The sequence below is a fragment of the Microlunatus parietis genome, from assembly GCF_013407955.1.
Taxonomy (GTDB): domain Bacteria; phylum Actinomycetota; class Actinomycetes; order Propionibacteriales; family Propionibacteriaceae; genus Microlunatus; species Microlunatus parietis.
The window spans coordinates 6,174,532-6,190,058 of sequence record NZ_JACCBU010000001.1; the positions used below are offsets into that span (position 1 = coordinate 6,174,532).

Sequence of the window (15,527 nt, forward strand, 5' to 3'; positions counted from 1 at the left end):
TTGACTGCGCGACGATGCGGCAAGCTCGTGCACACGGCACCGTCGCGACGCCCCTTCATCGAAGGCGGTCTCCCCCAACGGGTATTGAGGGTAAGGGATCCTTGCCAGCAATCGAGCAGGCGCAACTGGTGAGGTACCCAGACATGCGAGCCGAGATCGTCGCGGCACTAGCGTCTTTGTCGGATGTCGAATATCAACGCACCCACTGGCTCAATCCCAAGTCGCCCGACAGTCTGGATCAGTGCGTCCATGCCTTGTATGACGACGCTGCGGTTCTGCCGAATCCCGAAGCAAGCGTCGGCGCGACCGTTCGCGAAGTCGAGGTCGAGGCACTTCGACAGGTGGATCGAGTGTTCGGGCCCCTGATCGACGAGCTTGGTGACGTCGCAGACGAGGTGTACCTAGCTGATCGGCGATGGCCAGCGATCGCCGCATCGGCGGAATTCGCTCTGCGAATCATGAATGCTGACAGAATCGCCGGTCGCAAGCTATACCGGCTCCCGGTCGTTCATCGGATCAAGCGGTTGGTCAGCAGGGCGTGGACGCGCGGTGCAGGGGTTGAGTGAGGATCGCTCAACCTGTTGGCGTTCATGCTGAGCCTGCTGCGGCGAGACAACCGTTGGACCCAGTTCGTCACTCAGGTCACAATGGTATAAACCGGCGTGTGTGATGTCCCTCGGGGGGCCGAGCCCGTTCTCTTCGGAGGCGGCGGGATCGGCATGGTGGGCGGCGTGCCTCGACGACTCGGGGACCGCAGCCTGCCCTCGTTGTGAAGGGAGGTGACCGGGGGATGGCCCAAGACGGTCCCAGCGACAACGGAAACGGATCGTCGAAGGGCGGTGTTCGCCGGTCATTGTCGTCCGGAAAACGGCTGGCTTCCGGCAGTCAGTCCGACGGCTCGGTCAGCGGGGACGTACGCGACGTCGGTGGCAACGCCAAGGCCGGTGCGAAGCTCGGAACGGTCCTCGGCGGCGCCCAGGGAGCGGTGGCGGGAGCCGCGGCGGGCGCCGGAATCGGCATCGCGAAGAATCCTACGGCGAGGCGTCGCCTTCTCACTGCCGCGATCGTCGCAGTGGTCGTACCGGCCTATCTCATCGTGAACCTGATCCAGTCCGTCACCCAGGTCGGCGGCGCGATCGCGACCGACTCCGGATTCCGAGAAGAGCTCTCGTACGAGGCCGCGACCGCCGAAGGACTGACCGAGAAGGAGATCTCGCTCTACAAGGTGGCGGCTGAGGGGTCCGGGACCACCTGGACCGTGCTCGCGGCGATCGATCGGTCCGCGGGCGACTGGACGGCACCTGGCGATCCGCCGTACGGCATCAAGGTGGCGGATTTCAACAAGGCAGCAGCCCCGTACGGGATCGATCGGCTGACCGAGGAGACCGCGAAGGACCGCCAGGTCGCGGGCTATCTCCTGGGGCGCCTCTTTGCGGCCCTGATGATCGCCGGACCGGGCACCGATCCGCTGGCCGTCGATGCGGGCGCGGTGACCATCCCGGACCCGCAGGACGCGGACCGCTTCATCATCGGCATCAACCAGGACGACCCGGCGAGCGCCGGCGTACACAACCGGACCCGGAAGGCGTTCGAGCAGGTGCTGTCGCAGCTGCCGACGTCGACCAGTGGTGACCAGGCCCGGGTGTTCGACGCCGCGTACCGCTGGGCGATCGGTCAGAAGCAGGAACCGCAGGCCCCGCCCGGGTCCTGCACGCCGGGCCAGATCGGTGTGATCGGGTTGCCTGGGACCTTGCCGCAGGTCGGCAACTTCACCGATGTGCAGATCCGCAATGCGGCGGCGATCATCGCGGTCGGGAAGGCGCTCAAGCTGCCGGAACGGGCTTGGCGAATCGCCCTGATGACGGCTCTGGTCGAGTCGCAGATCGGTGCAGACGGGTCGACGACGAGTCCGGACGAAAATCATGACGTCGGCGTCTTCCAGCAACGAGCCCTGATCGGTTGGTACGCCGGCGGCCGCACGTACGAAGAGAACGTCAAGCTCCTCAACGACGTCCAGAACGGTGCCAAGGCGTTCTATCAGGGCTATGAGGTGACGGCACAGAACGTCGCCGACGCGAAGAAGGCCGGCACCGGGACCGCCGGCGACGCCGGCTACCACACGCCCGGTCTGCTGCAGATCGACGACTGGCAGACCAAGCCGCCGGGCGATGTGGCCCAGGACGTGCAGCGTTCGGCGTTCCCGGACCGTTACGCCACCCGGGAGGCCGAGGCGGTGACGCTCATCAACGCCCTTGGGGGAGTGACAGGTCCGGTGACCACAACCGACGAGTGCCACAGCCAGGGCGGCGGCGACTTCGCGAACTGCCCGGCGACCGGCCTGCCTTCGGAGCGTGGGCTGAAGCCGGATGCGTTGCGCACGCTGCGCTGCACCAAGCAGAAGTTCCCGGCGATCACGAATATCGGCGGCTACTACTACTCCACCTGGGGCGAGCACCCGCTGTATCGGGCGGTCGACTTCATGATCCCCGGGTACGAGACGCCGGCCGGCCGGCAACTCGGCGACGAGGCGGCCGAATGGCTCAGGGCCAACCAACGCCCGCTCGGCATTATGTACATCATCTGGCAGGAACGGATCTGGTCGGTCGAGCGGGCGGCCGAGGGCTGGCGCCAATGCGGTACGGCAGCCGCCGGTTGCTACTCCGGGCCGAGCGACTCCGCCGCCCACCGCAACCACATCCACGTCTCGGTGTACGGCAACAAGGGCGTGGTCGACACCGGTAGCGGGGACGGCAAGTGGGGTCTGCCGACGGCGCAGAACTACTCCATCGGCCACGGCGTCTGCGTTTCCGGCAGTGGCGAATGTTGGGGTTACCAGGGTCACACCGGGCAGGACATGTCGACCAACGAGGGCTCGCCGCTGCTCGCCGTCGCCGACGGCACGGTCGACTCGACCAAGGTGTTCTGTGCGAATCTCACCAACGAGCAGCGGCGGAGCAACTTCGACTGCTCGTACGGCCGGCTCGTGGTGATCGACCACGGCGGCGGCGTGAAGACCTACTACGCCCACCTGAACTCGTTCGGTCCCGGCATCAAGCCGGGAGTCGCCGTGAGGCGCGGCCAGGTGATCGGCACCGAGGGGGAGCAGGGCAAGGCGAGCGGCGCTCACCTGCACTTCGAGGTCCGACGGGACGGAGCGGTGATGAACCCGATCACGTACCTGGAACAGCAGGGGGTCCCGATCCGCTGCTCGCCGCAGATGACCAGCAGCGGGGGCCACGTGCCCGCCGGGGACTGTTGACCATGGCGACCAGGAGTTCGACGAGTGTGGTCGGGATCGCACTGGCGGTGGTGATCGTTGTGGCGGTTGTGGTGGGGATTTGGCGGTCCGTCGCGTCGCGGGCGCCGGAGGAGTCCGGCGAGCCGCCGCAGCCGCCTGCCGCCACGACGAGCGCCCCGTACGAGCACCCCGGGGACGAAGGCGCGTCCGACACGCCGACCGCACCACCGCCGACGAACGTGCCCAGCACGGGTACGGACGCAGACGAGCACAGCCTGACGCCCGCCGAGGAGGCCGTGGTCATGAAGCGAGCAGCAGCCTTCTGGAAGGCCTTCTCGGTACGAGATCCGGAGACCCGCGAGCAGGAGTTGGCCAAGGTGGCGGTGCCCTATCTGGCCCAGCGGATGTCGGTCCCGTCCACCTCGCGGATACCGGTCATCACCCCCGTACGGTCAGCGGTGGTTGACGGTAGCTTTTCCCAGGCCACGGTGGTGTCCGAGGCGATCGGCAGCTCGCAGAACAAATGGTGGTACGTGACTTTGGTATTCGATCCGGTGACGGAGACTTGGTCGGCGCAGGCTTATGAGGAGGCGTCGCCCGGACTGATCGCGGCAGCTCAGAAGATTATGAAGAATATGGAAGGGAGGTGAGGTGACGTGACCACCCCGATCGGACTCATCGGCCTGGACCCGCTCGCGATCCACCTGGTCAGGGCCGGATTCACGGTAGCCTCCAGCCCTGACCTGCGGATCGCCGCGGACCGGGTGCACGACCTGGTCACCGAATTCGGCCCGGTCGGCTGCCTGATTCTCAACCAGCCGCGGGTGCAGAGCCTGATCCCGCGGATCTACCGTCACGTCAACCTGACCGTGCTCGGCTCCGACCAGTACCCGATCGTCGACGACGGCGATGGTTACCGCACATACCAGCTGCGGCCCGGCAGCACCGTCGTCGACGTACTCAAGAACGCCGGGGTGGTCACCGACGCGATCGACCTGGACCAGCTGCCGCCCGGGCTGCAGTTCGAGCCCGACGGCTCGCTGCTGGACCCGAACCTGCCCGACTGGTCCGAGTGGGACCCCGACGCCGGGGCGCCCCGCCGGGCGGCCGAGCCCGAGGCGCCGCCGCATCCGGACGAGGAACTGTTCGCCGAGTCGGTACGGCGAGCGCTGCGGGGCGGTGCGATCCGGACCGGTGAGGCCGAGGTGCTGTTCGCGCTGTCCGGCTCCGGCGGCGTCGGCAAGTCGTCGCTGGCGCTGTCGGTGGCCAACCGGGCCGCGAACCGAGGGCGCCGGGTCGTGCTCGTCGACGCCAACCTCGGCCAACCGGATCTCGCAACGTTCCTGCGGGTCGCCGACGGCAATCTGCCGACCGTGTTCGATGCGATCCTCGACGACAACGTCCGGACCGGCATCATCTCGCCGCTGCAGCTGAACCGGACCCGGGACGCCCGGCTGTCCAAGGTCAACTTCGCGTTCATCCAGGGCCCGACGGCCGAGCAGCTGGCCACCGGCCGGATCACCGCCTCGGTGCTGGCGGGCATGATCGGCCAGGTGCGGCAGTTCGCCGATCTGGTCGTGCTGGACACCCAGATCCTGGAGCGGGACGACCCGCGCGATCTGGTGTCGCAGGTGATCGAGCCGGAGCTGGGTGCCGGCGGCTGGGCGCTGGCTGTGACCGGCATGTCGACCGCCGGGTTGTCCAACCTGATCGAGGTGATGGAGCGGCTGATCCGGCTCGGCGTGAACCCCAGTCACGTCATGTCCTTGATCAACAGGGTGCCCACCAACATCGCCCTGCACAACCAGGATCGCATCGTGGCGGCGCTTCGCGAGCTGTCGGTGCATCTGGGCACGATCTGGGAGGACAACGAGATCCTGTCCCGGATGAACGCGGGCGAACTCGCATCCGATCTTCCGGTCTGCGCGAACCTGATCGACGTCGTGCTGCAGCGGATCTTCGACATGCCGGTGGAGGCGGCACCCTACTCACCGGACTCGGGCAAGGACCGCCGTCGCTGGTTTCGGCGGCGCGGGAAGGAGGCCGGCTGATGAAGACGGCCAACGGAGCACGCAAGATCAAGAACGTCGACTGGTGGGACGAACCGGACACGCTGCCGGTCGTCGTCGATCCGAACCGGGGCAAGGCCCGGCGCCGGTTGATCACGATCTACCTGTGGGTGTCGGCGATCTTGTTTCCGTTCCTGATCTTCACCGTGATCGTGCTGGGCGTGCGGGTGCTGACGCCGCCGGTGGCGAACACGGGACCCACCTCTGACACCACAGCGACGAGGGAGGCGGCCCAGGCCCAAGTGGCCGTGGAGGAGTGGCTGAGCAGCAACCCGTCGCCTCTGCCCGGCGGCCGGGTCGTGGCCTACATCGGATCGAGCAGCAAGCCGGCCCAGCCCCGGGAGGGCGAGGAGAACGTCGTCCGGACGCTGGCGACCTACCGCTTCGTGCTCGCCGCGCCCGAAAGCAAGATGTACGAGACCAGCATTCAGCTGTTGATCACGCCGAGCGGCGCGATTCCGTTGACCGAGCCGGCCCTGGTGCCGATTCGGTCCTCGGCGCCGGGCGCGGGTGATCAGGCCGAGTGGCCGTGGCCGGGGATCGACTCGATGTCCGCGCCCGCCGAGTACACCTCGGCCGTGAGCGCCTGGGCGAAGGCCTACACCGGGGGAGACCCGGCAGCGCTGAAGCTCGCGGTCGGCGATCCGGATGCCAGTAGGTCCTACCTGCCGCTGACCGGTGTCACCTTCAGCGCTCCGGCGATCCGGGAGACCGGCGCGCTGTGGGCGGAAGACCAGGAACGGACACGCACCGCGAAGCCTCGGCAGGCCCTGGTGCGGGTGTCGTTCACGGTCGTCTGGGCGGCGGTCGGCCAGGGTACCCAGCAGCCGAGGCTCACGTACGACCTGCTGCTGGACCGGGCCGACACGGCCGCGCCGGCCGTCGTGGCCTGGGGATCGCCCGGCTCCGAGCTGACCCCCTACGGCAACGCCGTCACCGAATCCGGCCGGCGTTGAGAACGGAGCGTTGATCATGGCGAATCGCAACCAGCGCCGGGGCGCGACCTTGAATCAGCTGTCCACCAAGCCGACCTACTACACGACGCTCGGACCCACCTATCCCGGCGGACGCTGCAGGTCGAGCATGGACGGCAGTGTCTGGCTGTATCGCTCGGTGCCGTTGAAGCCGGTCGTCGATGCGCGGGACGACAAGGCCGCGATGGACGCCATGACGCCGCTGTTCCGGGCCTATGTCGAGCTGGCCGGGCTGGTCGACGCGTCGTCCAACCGCCGCTACACGGCGCGTTCGTCCTATCGGCGGACGCACGCGCTGCTGCTCAACATCCAGGAGAACTTCCACCTTCCCTGGACCCATCCGCTGGGGGCGTATCTCAACAAGGGATTCGGCGAGGAACCGATCGACAACCGGCTGCTGCTGTTCGGCGTACAGCTCAACGACAAGGTCGGTGGCGGTGGCGGTTTCCGGGACCGGATCGATTCGCTCGCGGCGTTCTTCAAGGACGGCCTGATCCCGCTGGCCGACTTCGACGAGGACTACGCGCGGGTCGATGCGGCGTTGGCCCGATGCGGCCTGATCGTGCCGCGGCCGGAGCAGCTCAAACTCGCGGATGCGTACTGGAATCTGGGCGAGACGCCGGCCACGCCGCGGCTGAACCATCTCGAACACATGCACGTGTTCCACTCGCCGGACTCGATGCGGATCGCCGAGATCGTCGGCACCGAGAACTGTGAGGCGCTCGAGGCGGTACCGGGCCAGAGTGCGGTGACGTACGCGTCGGTGACCGAGTTCGACTTCGACTTCGACTCGCCGACCGATCCGGTGGCCCACTGGGTGTCGACCGTGATCGACGAGGGCGCCATCGCGGTGTCGGTCCGTGGCCTGGTGGAGCCGGCCAAGATGACCCGGAATCAGCTGCGGACGCAGCGGAAGCGGTTCATCCGCGACATCGAGGACCGACGCAAGCAGGGCCAGCTGTCTCGCAGCGAGCAGGACGAGATGCTGATGAAGCTCGGCCAGGTCGAAGATCATTACGGCAAGGGTGGTGCGAACCCGTCCTTGATCGACGCCAGCGCTCTGGTGGCGTTCTCCGGGATCAAGAGCCTGGACACGTTCAACTCCGCCAGCAACCCGATCCGGTTGGCGCCGATGACGCTGCTGCAGCCCGGTGCGATGGCGGAGACCTGGCTGTGCTCCAACGTGCGGGCGAATCCGAAGCTGCACGACATCCCGGTCCAGGTGATCGCCGCATCGGGGATGACCTCACTGTCCTTCGTCGGCGACAAGGACGGTGCGCTGGTCGGGTTCACCGAACGGGACCGGCAGCCGGCCTGGCTGTCACCGAAGGCCGCGTCGGCCAAGGACAAGCTGCCGCTGTTCCTCTGTGCCGCCTCGACCGGCTCCGGCAAGACGATGCTGCTGCTGAACCTCGCCGACCAGTGGGCCCGCGGCGGCGAGTCGGGCGTGATCATCGATCCGAAGCAGGGTTCTGATCACTCGGCGGTGGTCGAGGCCTGCGGCGGACAGACGATCCGGTTGGACGACATCCGTTCTGCGGATGGGATCTTCGACCCGATCCGGTTCTCGGCGAGTACCGAGGTCGGGGTCGAGCTGGCCAGTTCGATGCTGTTGTCGATCAACGTCTGGGGCGACAGCTCGGCCAAGGCCCGGGTGGAGCAACCGCTCGGCGAGGCGCTGCGGTACGGGGTCGAACAGGGTGCCACCTGTATCGGCGAGGCGCTGGCGATCGCCGACCGCGAGCTTGATCATCTTCCGGAGGACATGATCAGGCGGGTGCTGTCCGAGGCGCGCAACTCGGCCACCTTCTCCGCGCTCTGCGGTACGGACCCGCAGTCCCAGGCGCTCACGGTGGCCGAGGGCATCACGTTGATCATGGTCGGCGACAACCACCTGAACGTGCCGCTGGCCGGACAGGCGCCGGACGGGCTGGGGCAGCGGACCGCGCTGGCGCTGGTCCGGATGATGGTGTTCGGCTCCGCGGCGGCGCTGCGGTCCCGCGGCGGCGGTTTCGTGTCGCTGGACGAGGCGTGGATGTTCCTCGGTGCGGGGGCGGCCGAGGTGGAGCGGCTGGGCCGGCTGGCCCGGTCCCAGCGGGTGCTGCCGCTGTTGTTCACCCAGCGGGTCACGGATGCGCTGGAAGCCGGCTTGAAGGGCTACATCTCGCGGCTCGCGATCGGCCCGCTGGAGGACGAGGACGAGGCGATCGCGGCCTGCCGGATCGCCGGCCTGAACCCGGATCGCTACAAGGCACGGATCATGCTGCCCGGCACCCTCGGCGGCGACTCGCACACCGGCGAGCAGCCCAACTGGGACTCGATGCACGCCCTGAAGAGTCCGCGGAACTCCCAGGTCCTGCGCGGTTCGATCTTCATCTACCAGGACCTCGACTCGCGCGCCGTACCCACCGAGATCCGGCTCACCGACGAGTTCCACCGGCTCGCCTCGACCAACCCGGAGGACGTCGAGGCCCGGAAGCGGGAGCGGGCCGAGACCCTGGGCCAGGGTTCCGAGCGGCTGTTCGCCTGATCCGCGGCCGTCAGGCGGAGATGATCAACTTCCGGCTCAGCGTACGTCAGCGGGGCCGGTACTCACCCGGATCGTCGGCGAGCAGGCGGTCGGCGCCGAGCGCGTCACGGTCGACCGCGACACCGTCCTTGATCACTTCGCGGATCCTGCCGTAGTTCTCCGGTGCCGCCAGCGGGTCGGCGTCCAAGATCACGAGGTCGGCGATCTTGCCCGGGGTCACGGTGCCGTAATGATCTTCCTTGCCGTACGCCTCGGCGATGTAGGCCGTGGCCGAACGGAGGATCTCCATCGGGGCCAGGCCGAGTTCCCAGGCCGCCTTGATCCACAGGAAGTGGCCGCGGCCGATCTGGGTCGGCATGTCGGGCACGGTGTCCTCGAGGATGCCGGGCCGGAATCCGGCGTGGTTCTTGACCCGCTGCCCGTACGCGAATGCGTCGGTGGTCAGCAGGACCCGGGCACCCTGCTCGATGAACGCACGCTGGTTCTGCTGGGCCGTCCGCCGGCTCCTGCCGTAGTCGGGCCGCGCCCCGTCCAACCATCCCAGGTAGTCCTCGGTGACCATCAGCGCCATGCAGGGCAGCTGCTTCTCGACGATCTCCGCCATCAGCTTCTCCGGGATCGGCGTCTCACCGGTCTGGTCGGGATGCTGGAGCAGATCGGCACCCGCCTCGACCTCCATCCGCAGCGACTCGACCGTCGTCGTGTGCGCCTGGACGAGCCGTCCCTTCTCGTGGCACACCTCGACGATCCGCCGCTGCGCCTGCTCGGAGAACAGCAGGAAGCCCTCGGTACGGTGATCCGACGCGGCGTACTTGATGAAGTCGACGCCGGTGGCATCGATGTAGTCGGCGATCGCCTCGCCGATCTGGTCGATGGTCAGCTGCACCAGCCTGGTACCGCAGCCGTACTCCCAGTGATCATTGATGCGCTTGATCGTCGCCGGCTCGAACGTGAGCCCGGTCTTGAAGAAGTCCTGCGACATCGGCCCGTCCAGGCCGATGATGTTGCCCGCACAGAAGAACCGGGAGCCGATCCGCTCGCCCGCGTTGATCGCGTCGCGCGCGGCCACCAGGGACGCCGCTGGGCCCCAGGTGTCGAACACCGTCGTCAGCCCGTACTTGAGCGCCAGCTCGGCCGCCTCGTGGGCGAGCTGGTCGTAGCGTCCTTCGTACTCCAGCAGGGTGTCCGGGGTCCGGGCGGAGACCAGGTGGATGTTGGCGTCCATCAGTCCCGGGATGACGTGGGCGCCGGTGAGGTCGCGAACCGTCACACCCTCCGGAATCGCCACGGAGCCGGCCGGTCCAGCGGCCTCGATCCTGCCGTTCATGATCACGATCGTCGCGTCGTCGACCGGGACGGCTCCGGTGCCGTCGATCAACGTTGCGTGCTGCAGGACCGTGGTGTCGGGCATGGGACTCCGTTCCTCGAGGCTGGCGAGCAGGCTATCGCGGTCGGCCCCTGGATTAGGATGCGGCAGGGGCCGACCAGCTGCCCCGAGGATGAGGAGTGGGTCCGTGGCGCGGAGCCGAATGCGTGACATCGCCGAGCGGCTGGGTATCTCGGAGGCGGCGGTTTCCTTTGCCCTGAACGGAAAGCCCGGCGTGTCGGACGAGCTGCGGAGCCGGGTCCGCGCCGTCGCCGAGGAACTGAACTGGCGGCCCCACGCGGCGGCCAGAGCGTTGGCCGACGCGAACGCCCATGCCGTCGGACTCGTGCTCTGCCGGGACGACAACAGCACCAGCGGCGAGAGCTTCTTCATCCAGTTCATCGCCGGGCTCTCGACCGCGCTGGAGAGCGAGTCGACGGCCCTGGTCCTGCAGATCGTGCCGGCAGTGGCCGAGGAGGTTCAGGTCTACCGCCGGTGGTGGAACGAGCGCCGGGTGGACGCGGTCGTGGTCCTCAACCTGATCAGGGACGATCCGCGGCCGGACGCGCTGGCCGCGATCGGCTGCCCGGCGGTGCTGGTCGCCGGTCCGTACGCGCCGCCGGGCCACGCCACGGTCTCCGTCGACGACGCGGCGGCGATGCACCGGATCGTCGCGCATCTGGTCGACCGGGGCCACCGGTGCATCGGGCACGTCGGCGGCCCGGACGAACTTGATCATGCCCAGCTGCGCCGCAGCTCCCTGTCGGCCGAGGGGCGCCGGGCCGGGATCCAGACGGCACTGGCCCGGACCGACTACACCGAGCAGGCAGGCTACCGGGCGACGCGGGCCCTGCTGCGCCGGAAGCGGCCGCCGACCGCGATCGTGTTCGACAACGAGATCCTTGCCCTGGCGGGGATCTCGGCGATCACCGAGGCTGGTCTCCGGGTGCCCGATGACATCGCGGTCGTGTCCTGGGAGGACGGCCCGATCTGCCGGCTGTCGACGCCACAGATCACCGCCCTGGACCGGTCGGCTCAGCAGTTGGGCCGGCACACGTCGGACGCCGTACTTCGGTTGCTCGGCCGGTCCGGAGCTCCCGCTACCAGCGCCGAGTTGGACCCCGAGCTACTGATTCGTGCGAGCAGTGCTGTGAAACGATTGACCAACTAAGGCGCTTAAGGTTAGCCTCCATCCCGTCGGGGCCGAGCGGCCGACACCGGGCGCAGGGAGGCGATCGTGATGGCCGTTTCCGATCTTGAAACGACCGTCGATCCCCGCGCCCCGTTGGACCGCAGCCGACTGGTGCCCGCCGCCGAGGCACGGCCGGCCCGCACCGCCGCGCCGTTGCTGGGCGCCGTCGGCTACCTCGGTCGCCGGGTGGTGATCTATCTCGGCGTCGCGGTCGTCGCGACGGTGCTGAACTTCTTCCTGCCCCGGCTGATGCCGGGCGACCCGGTCCGGGACTATATCCAGGCCACGATCAATGCGACCGGCCGGCCGCCGAGCGGGTTCGAACTGCGCAGTCTGAAGATCCTGTACGGCGATCCGGACGAGAACCTCCTGCTCGCCTTCGGCCAGTACCTCGGCGAGCTGGCGCGCGGCAACTTCGGGCTCTCCACGTCCAGCTATCCCACCCCGGTCACCGAGTTGATCGTCCAGGCCCTGCCCTGGACCATGGTCCTCGGCTTCGTCGTGGTGATCGGCGGCTGGGTGATCGGCACCGCCGGCGGGGCCGTGATCGGCTGGCGGCCGGGCTCGAAGGCCGACTCGGTGCTGACCCCGGTGATCATGTTCTTCCACTCGATCCCGTCGTACTGGCTGGCCCTGGTCTTCATCTGGTACTTCGCCTACCGGAACTCCTACTTCCCGGCCCAGGGTGCGTACGGCCGGGACGTCGAACCGAGCCTCAGCGATCCCGCCTTCCTGCCCGACGCGGCCTACCATGCCGTGCTGCCGCTGTTCGTCACCCTGGTGCTCGGCTTCGCCGGCTGGATGTTCGCGATGCGCAACATGATGATCAACACCGGCAACGAGGACTTCGTGGTGCTGGCCCGGGCCAAGGGGCTGCCGGCCCGGGACATCCTGTTCCGCTACGCGGCCCGGAACGCGATGCTGCCCAACGTCACCGGGCTGGCGCAGGCCTTCGGCGGGATCCTCATGGCGATCGTGTTCATCGAGACGACGTTCGCCTATCCGGGCGTCGGGCTGTTGTTCAACAAGGCGATCTTCAACCGGGACTTCCCGCTGATGCAGACGCTGTTCCTGATGGCGACGCTGAGCACACTGATCTTCAACCTGCTGGCCGACTCGGTCTACGTGCTGCTGGACCCGCGCACCCGAGAGGAGGCCTGATCACCGTGTTGCGCCGATTCCTGTCGATCACCAAGGTCCGGGTCGGGCTGGCGATCTTCGTCGCCATGTTCGCCGTCGGGTTCATCGGTCCCTGGCTGATGATGGACGTGCTCGGCATGGATCCGCTGATCGTCGACACGACCAGGCTGGCCGCGCCGCCGAGCGCCGAGCACTGGCTCGGTACGACGGCGAGCGGTCAGGACGTCCTGCTCCGGATCGTGCTCGGCACCCGGGGCTCGCTGCTGGTCGGCCTGACGTCGGCGCTGATCGCGACCGGCATCGCGCTCATCGTCGGGATCACGGCGGGCTATCTCGGCGGCGCCGTCGATGCCGTGATCAATGCCGTGATCAACATCTTCCTGACCATGCCGTCGTTCGTCGTCCTGCTGATGATCGCGGCGGCGTTCCGCGACCTGAACTGGGTCATGGTGTCGGTGATCATCGGAGTCTTCGAATGGCCCGGCACCGCGCGGTCGATCCGGGCCCAGGCGATGTCGTTGCGCGGCCGCGACTTCACGGCGGCGCTGCGGACGATCGGCGAGAAGCCCTGGCGGATCGTGCTGGTCGAGCTCGCCCCGCACCTCAACGGCCTGGCCTCCAGCCTCTTCCTGAGTGCCTTCGTGGCCGGGATCTTCGCCCAGTCGGGGATGGCGTTCCTCGGCATCGGCAACGCCAGCGAGTACAGCTGGGGCACCGAGATCAATCTCGCCTCCGGCCAGAACGCGTTGTTCCGCGGGCTGTGGTGGTGGTTCGGTCCGCCGGGCCTCGCCATCGCGCTGCTCGGCTTCGCCACCGCCTTGATCAACTTCGGCCTGGACGAGGTGACCAACCCGGCGCTCAGCTCGAAGCGTGCCGCGATCGTCCGGCGGTTCCTGGCGGAACGACGGAAGCGCCGGGCGTCCCGGCCGGCTCTGGAGGTGACCGGATGACGATCACTGAGACAACGACCACCCGTCTGCTGGAGTTGCGGGGCCTGAGCGTCGCGTACCTCACCGAACGCGGACGGGTCCCGGCCTGCAGCGACATCAACCTGACCATCAACCGCGGCGAGATCATCGGCGTCGCCGGTGAGTCCGCGTCGGGCAAGTCGACCCTGTTGACCGCGATCACCCGCCTGCAACGGATCCCGGCCGTCACGGTCGGTGGCCAGGTGCTGTATCACGGCTCCCGGGCTGCGACACCGGTCGACCTGGTGGAGCTCGAGGAGCCCGAGTTGGCCGGGCTGCGCTGGAGCGAGATCTCGGTGGTGATGCAGTCGGCGATGGCGTGCCTGAACCCGGTGCTGCGGCTCCGGGCCCAGTTCGCCGACGTCCTGAAGGTGAAGAATCCGCGGCTCGGGAAGGCCGAACTGCGGCAGCGGATCGCCGCACTGCTGGCCATGGTCGGCATTGCGCCGGACTACATGAACCACTATCCCCATCAGCTGTCCGGCGGGATGCAGCAGCGCTCCCTGATTGCGCTGGCGATGGCCTGCGATCCGGAGTTGGTCGTGATGGACGAACCGACGACGGCGGTCGACGTCGTGATGCAGCGCCGGATCCTGAACCAGGTGTTGCGCCTGCAGCGGCGCCTCGGCTTCGCGGTGATCTTCGTGACCCATGATCTCTCGCTGCTGCTGGAGATCGCCGACCGGATCGCGATCATGTACGGCGGCCGGATCGTCGAGGTCGGCACCGCGGAACGGGTCTACCGGCGGCCCCGGCACCCGTACACCCGAGGCCTGCGGGACTCCTTCCCGCCGCTGACCGAACCGGTGCGCCGGCTGACCGGGATCGCGGGCACGCCGCCGAACCTGCTGCAGCTGCCCGCCGGGTGCGCGTTCCAGCCGCGCTGCCGGCTCCGGATCGACCGCTGCGCCGATGTCCGGCCGGAACTGACGGAGCTCGGCGACGGGTCGGTGGCCTGCCACGTCGCGGTCGACGACCCGGAGGAACGATCATGAAATGTCCGGCGGGCGACGTCCCGGTGCTCGAGGCGGTCGGGGTCAGCCAGGAGTTCGTCGGCAAGTCGAGCACCGGGCACCGCACCCGGATCCGGGCGATCCGCGACGTGTCGCTGCGGCTGTTCCGCCGGCAGATCATCGCCGTCGTGGGGGAGAGCGGATCCGGCAAGACGACCCTGGCCCGGCTGTTCTCGCTGCTGTACCGGCCGACCCGGGGCGAGATCAGGTTCCAGGGCGAGCCGGTGCGGCGGGACCGGCGCGGCCGGGCGGCGTACTACGCCGAGGTCCAGATGATCTTCCAGGACCCGTTCGGATCGTTGAACCACCTGAAGACGCTGCGGCACATCATCGGCCGGGCGGTCCGGCTGCACACCGGCGCGCGGACCCGGTCGGACGTGATCACCCGTGTCCACGAGGCGTTGGAGAAGGTGAGCCTGACCCCGCCGGACGACTATGCCCAGCGCTATCCGAGCGACCTGTCCGGCGGGCAGCGGCAACGGGTGGCCATCGCCCGCGCGCTGGCGATGAATCCGGCCGTGCTGCTCGCCGACGAGCCGACCTCGATGCTGGACGCGTCGATCCGGCTGGACGTCCTCAACCTGCTCGCCGACCTGCGTGATCAAGAAGACCTGGCGATGCTGTACATCACCCACGACATCGCGAGTGCCCGTTACCTGAGCGACGTGATCGCCGTGATGTACGCCGGCGAGATCGTCGAGCAGGCGCCGACCGAGGAGCTGATCGCCGAGCCACTCCATCCGTACACCTGGCTGTTGCTCCAGTCGGCTCCGAATCCCCAACACTACAAGGGAAATCAGTCGATCGGATCGGGCGACGAAGAGGACTCGGAGGAGACCGAGCCGGTGGACGTCGCGGTCGACCTGCCGGGCTGCCGGTTCGCCACCCGCTGTCCGCGGGCGATGAACCTGTGCGCCGACGAGCGGCCGCCGCTGGTCGACGTCGGCGGCCGGTCCGTCGCCTGCTGGCTCCACCTCACCGACGACGCCCGGCCGAACCGAACCAAGATCGAAATCTGACCGAACCGACTCGACAAA

At 68.2% G+C, this 15,527-nt stretch carries 12 protein-coding genes; 11 read left to right on the top strand and 1 reads right to left on the bottom strand.

From position 1 onward, the window contains the following. Positions 1 to 14 precede the first annotated feature (14 nt). From BKA15_RS29745 to BKA15_RS29770, 6 genes are all read left to right on the top strand, one after another. Positions 15 to 566 carry an SCO4402 family protein gene (locus tag BKA15_RS29745; RefSeq protein ID WP_446685533.1) on the top strand — a complete coding sequence of 184 codons (552 nt, stop codon included), beginning with the start codon at positions 15 to 17 and terminating at the stop codon, positions 564 to 566. Between the two features lie 224 nt (positions 567 to 790). Beyond that, positions 791 to 3,259 (top strand): M23 family metallopeptidase, encoded by a 2,469-nt coding sequence (locus BKA15_RS29750; protein WP_179757171.1) that lies wholly within the window; start codon positions 791 to 793, stop codon positions 3,257 to 3,259. A 2-nt stretch (positions 3,260 to 3,261) separates the two neighbouring features. Further along, positions 3,262 to 3,888, top strand: a complete 627-nt coding sequence (locus BKA15_RS29755; protein WP_179757173.1) for a hypothetical protein — start codon at positions 3,262 to 3,264, stop codon at positions 3,886 to 3,888. 6 nt (positions 3,889 to 3,894) lie between these two features. Beyond that, positions 3,895 to 5,289, top strand: a complete 1,395-nt coding sequence (locus BKA15_RS37065; RefSeq protein WP_179757175.1) for a nucleotide-binding protein — start codon at positions 3,895 to 3,897, stop codon at positions 5,287 to 5,289. Continuing rightward, on the top strand, positions 5,289 to 6,263 hold the full coding sequence (locus BKA15_RS29765) for a hypothetical protein (RefSeq protein WP_179757177.1): 975 nt from the start codon (positions 5,289 to 5,291) through the stop codon (positions 6,261 to 6,263). Before BKA15_RS37065 ends, BKA15_RS29765 begins: the two co-directional genes overlap by 1 nt. Before the next feature lie 16 nt (positions 6,264 to 6,279). After that, entirely contained in the window at positions 6,280 to 8,811 is a 2,532-nt protein-coding gene (locus tag BKA15_RS29770) for an ATP-binding protein (protein ID WP_179757179.1), read from the top strand. A 46-nt stretch (positions 8,812 to 8,857) separates the two neighbouring features. Here the strand turns inward: BKA15_RS29770 and BKA15_RS29775 are convergent, their stop codons facing one another. Next, positions 8,858 to 10,222 (bottom strand): amidohydrolase family protein, encoded by a 1,365-nt coding sequence (locus tag BKA15_RS29775; RefSeq protein WP_179757181.1) that lies wholly within the window; start codon positions 10,220 to 10,222, stop codon positions 8,858 to 8,860. 103 nt (positions 10,223 to 10,325) lie between these two features. Between BKA15_RS29775 and BKA15_RS29780 the strand changes: the two genes are divergently transcribed. The 5 genes from BKA15_RS29780 (at position 10,326) to BKA15_RS29800 (ending at position 15,509) form a co-directional block, all read left to right on the top strand. Continuing rightward, the gene (locus tag BKA15_RS29780) at positions 10,326 to 11,348 is read left to right on the top strand and encodes a LacI family DNA-binding transcriptional regulator (RefSeq protein WP_179757183.1); all 1,023 of its coding nucleotides are present in this window, start codon (positions 10,326 to 10,328) and stop codon (positions 11,346 to 11,348) included. A gap of 69 nt (positions 11,349 to 11,417) precedes the next feature. Then, positions 11,418 to 12,530, top strand: coding sequence for an ABC transporter permease (locus BKA15_RS29785; protein WP_246323320.1), 1,113 nt, complete (start codon positions 11,418 to 11,420; stop codon positions 12,528 to 12,530). A gap of 5 nt (positions 12,531 to 12,535) precedes the next feature. Continuing rightward, a complete protein-coding gene (locus tag BKA15_RS29790) occupies positions 12,536 to 13,459 on the top strand; it encodes an ABC transporter permease (RefSeq protein WP_179757187.1) in 924 nt (307 codons plus the stop codon). After that, positions 13,456 to 14,472 (top strand): ABC transporter ATP-binding protein, encoded by a 1,017-nt coding sequence (locus BKA15_RS29795; RefSeq protein WP_179757189.1) that lies wholly within the window; start codon positions 13,456 to 13,458, stop codon positions 14,470 to 14,472. Before BKA15_RS29790 ends, BKA15_RS29795 begins: the two co-directional genes overlap by 4 nt. Continuing rightward, positions 14,469 to 15,509, top strand: coding sequence for an ABC transporter ATP-binding protein (locus tag BKA15_RS29800; protein WP_179757191.1), 1,041 nt, complete (start codon positions 14,469 to 14,471; stop codon positions 15,507 to 15,509). Before BKA15_RS29795 ends, BKA15_RS29800 begins: the two co-directional genes overlap by 4 nt. Positions 15,510 to 15,527 lie beyond the last annotated feature (18 nt).

Excerpts from the sequence above, each read along its gene's own strand:
- BKA15_RS29770 (WP_179757179.1), top strand. The coding sequence starts at position 6,280 with ATGGCGAATCGCAACCAGCGCCGGGGCGCGACCTTGAATCAGCTGTCC.
- BKA15_RS29755 (WP_179757173.1), top strand. The coding sequence starts at position 3,262 with ATGGCGACCAGGAGTTCGACGAGTGTGGTCGGGATCGCACTGGCGGTG.
- BKA15_RS29750 (WP_179757171.1), top strand. The coding sequence starts at position 791 with ATGGCCCAAGACGGTCCCAGCGACAACGGAAACGGATCGTCGAAGGGC.
- BKA15_RS29745 (WP_446685533.1), top strand. The coding sequence starts at position 15 with ATGCGGCAAGCTCGTGCACACGGCACCGTCGCGACGCCCCTTCATCGA.
- BKA15_RS29800 (WP_179757191.1), top strand. The coding sequence starts at position 14,469 with ATGAAATGTCCGGCGGGCGACGTCCCGGTGCTCGAGGCGGTCGGGGTC.
- BKA15_RS29795 (WP_179757189.1), top strand. The coding sequence starts at position 13,456 with ATGACGATCACTGAGACAACGACCACCCGTCTGCTGGAGTTGCGGGGC.
- BKA15_RS29765 (WP_179757177.1), top strand. The coding sequence starts at position 5,289 with ATGAAGACGGCCAACGGAGCACGCAAGATCAAGAACGTCGACTGGTGG.
- BKA15_RS29785 (WP_246323320.1), top strand. The coding sequence starts at position 11,418 with ATGGCCGTTTCCGATCTTGAAACGACCGTCGATCCCCGCGCCCCGTTG.
- BKA15_RS29775 (WP_179757181.1), bottom strand. The coding sequence starts at position 10,222 with ATGCCCGACACCACGGTCCTGCAGCACGCAACGTTGATCGACGGCACC.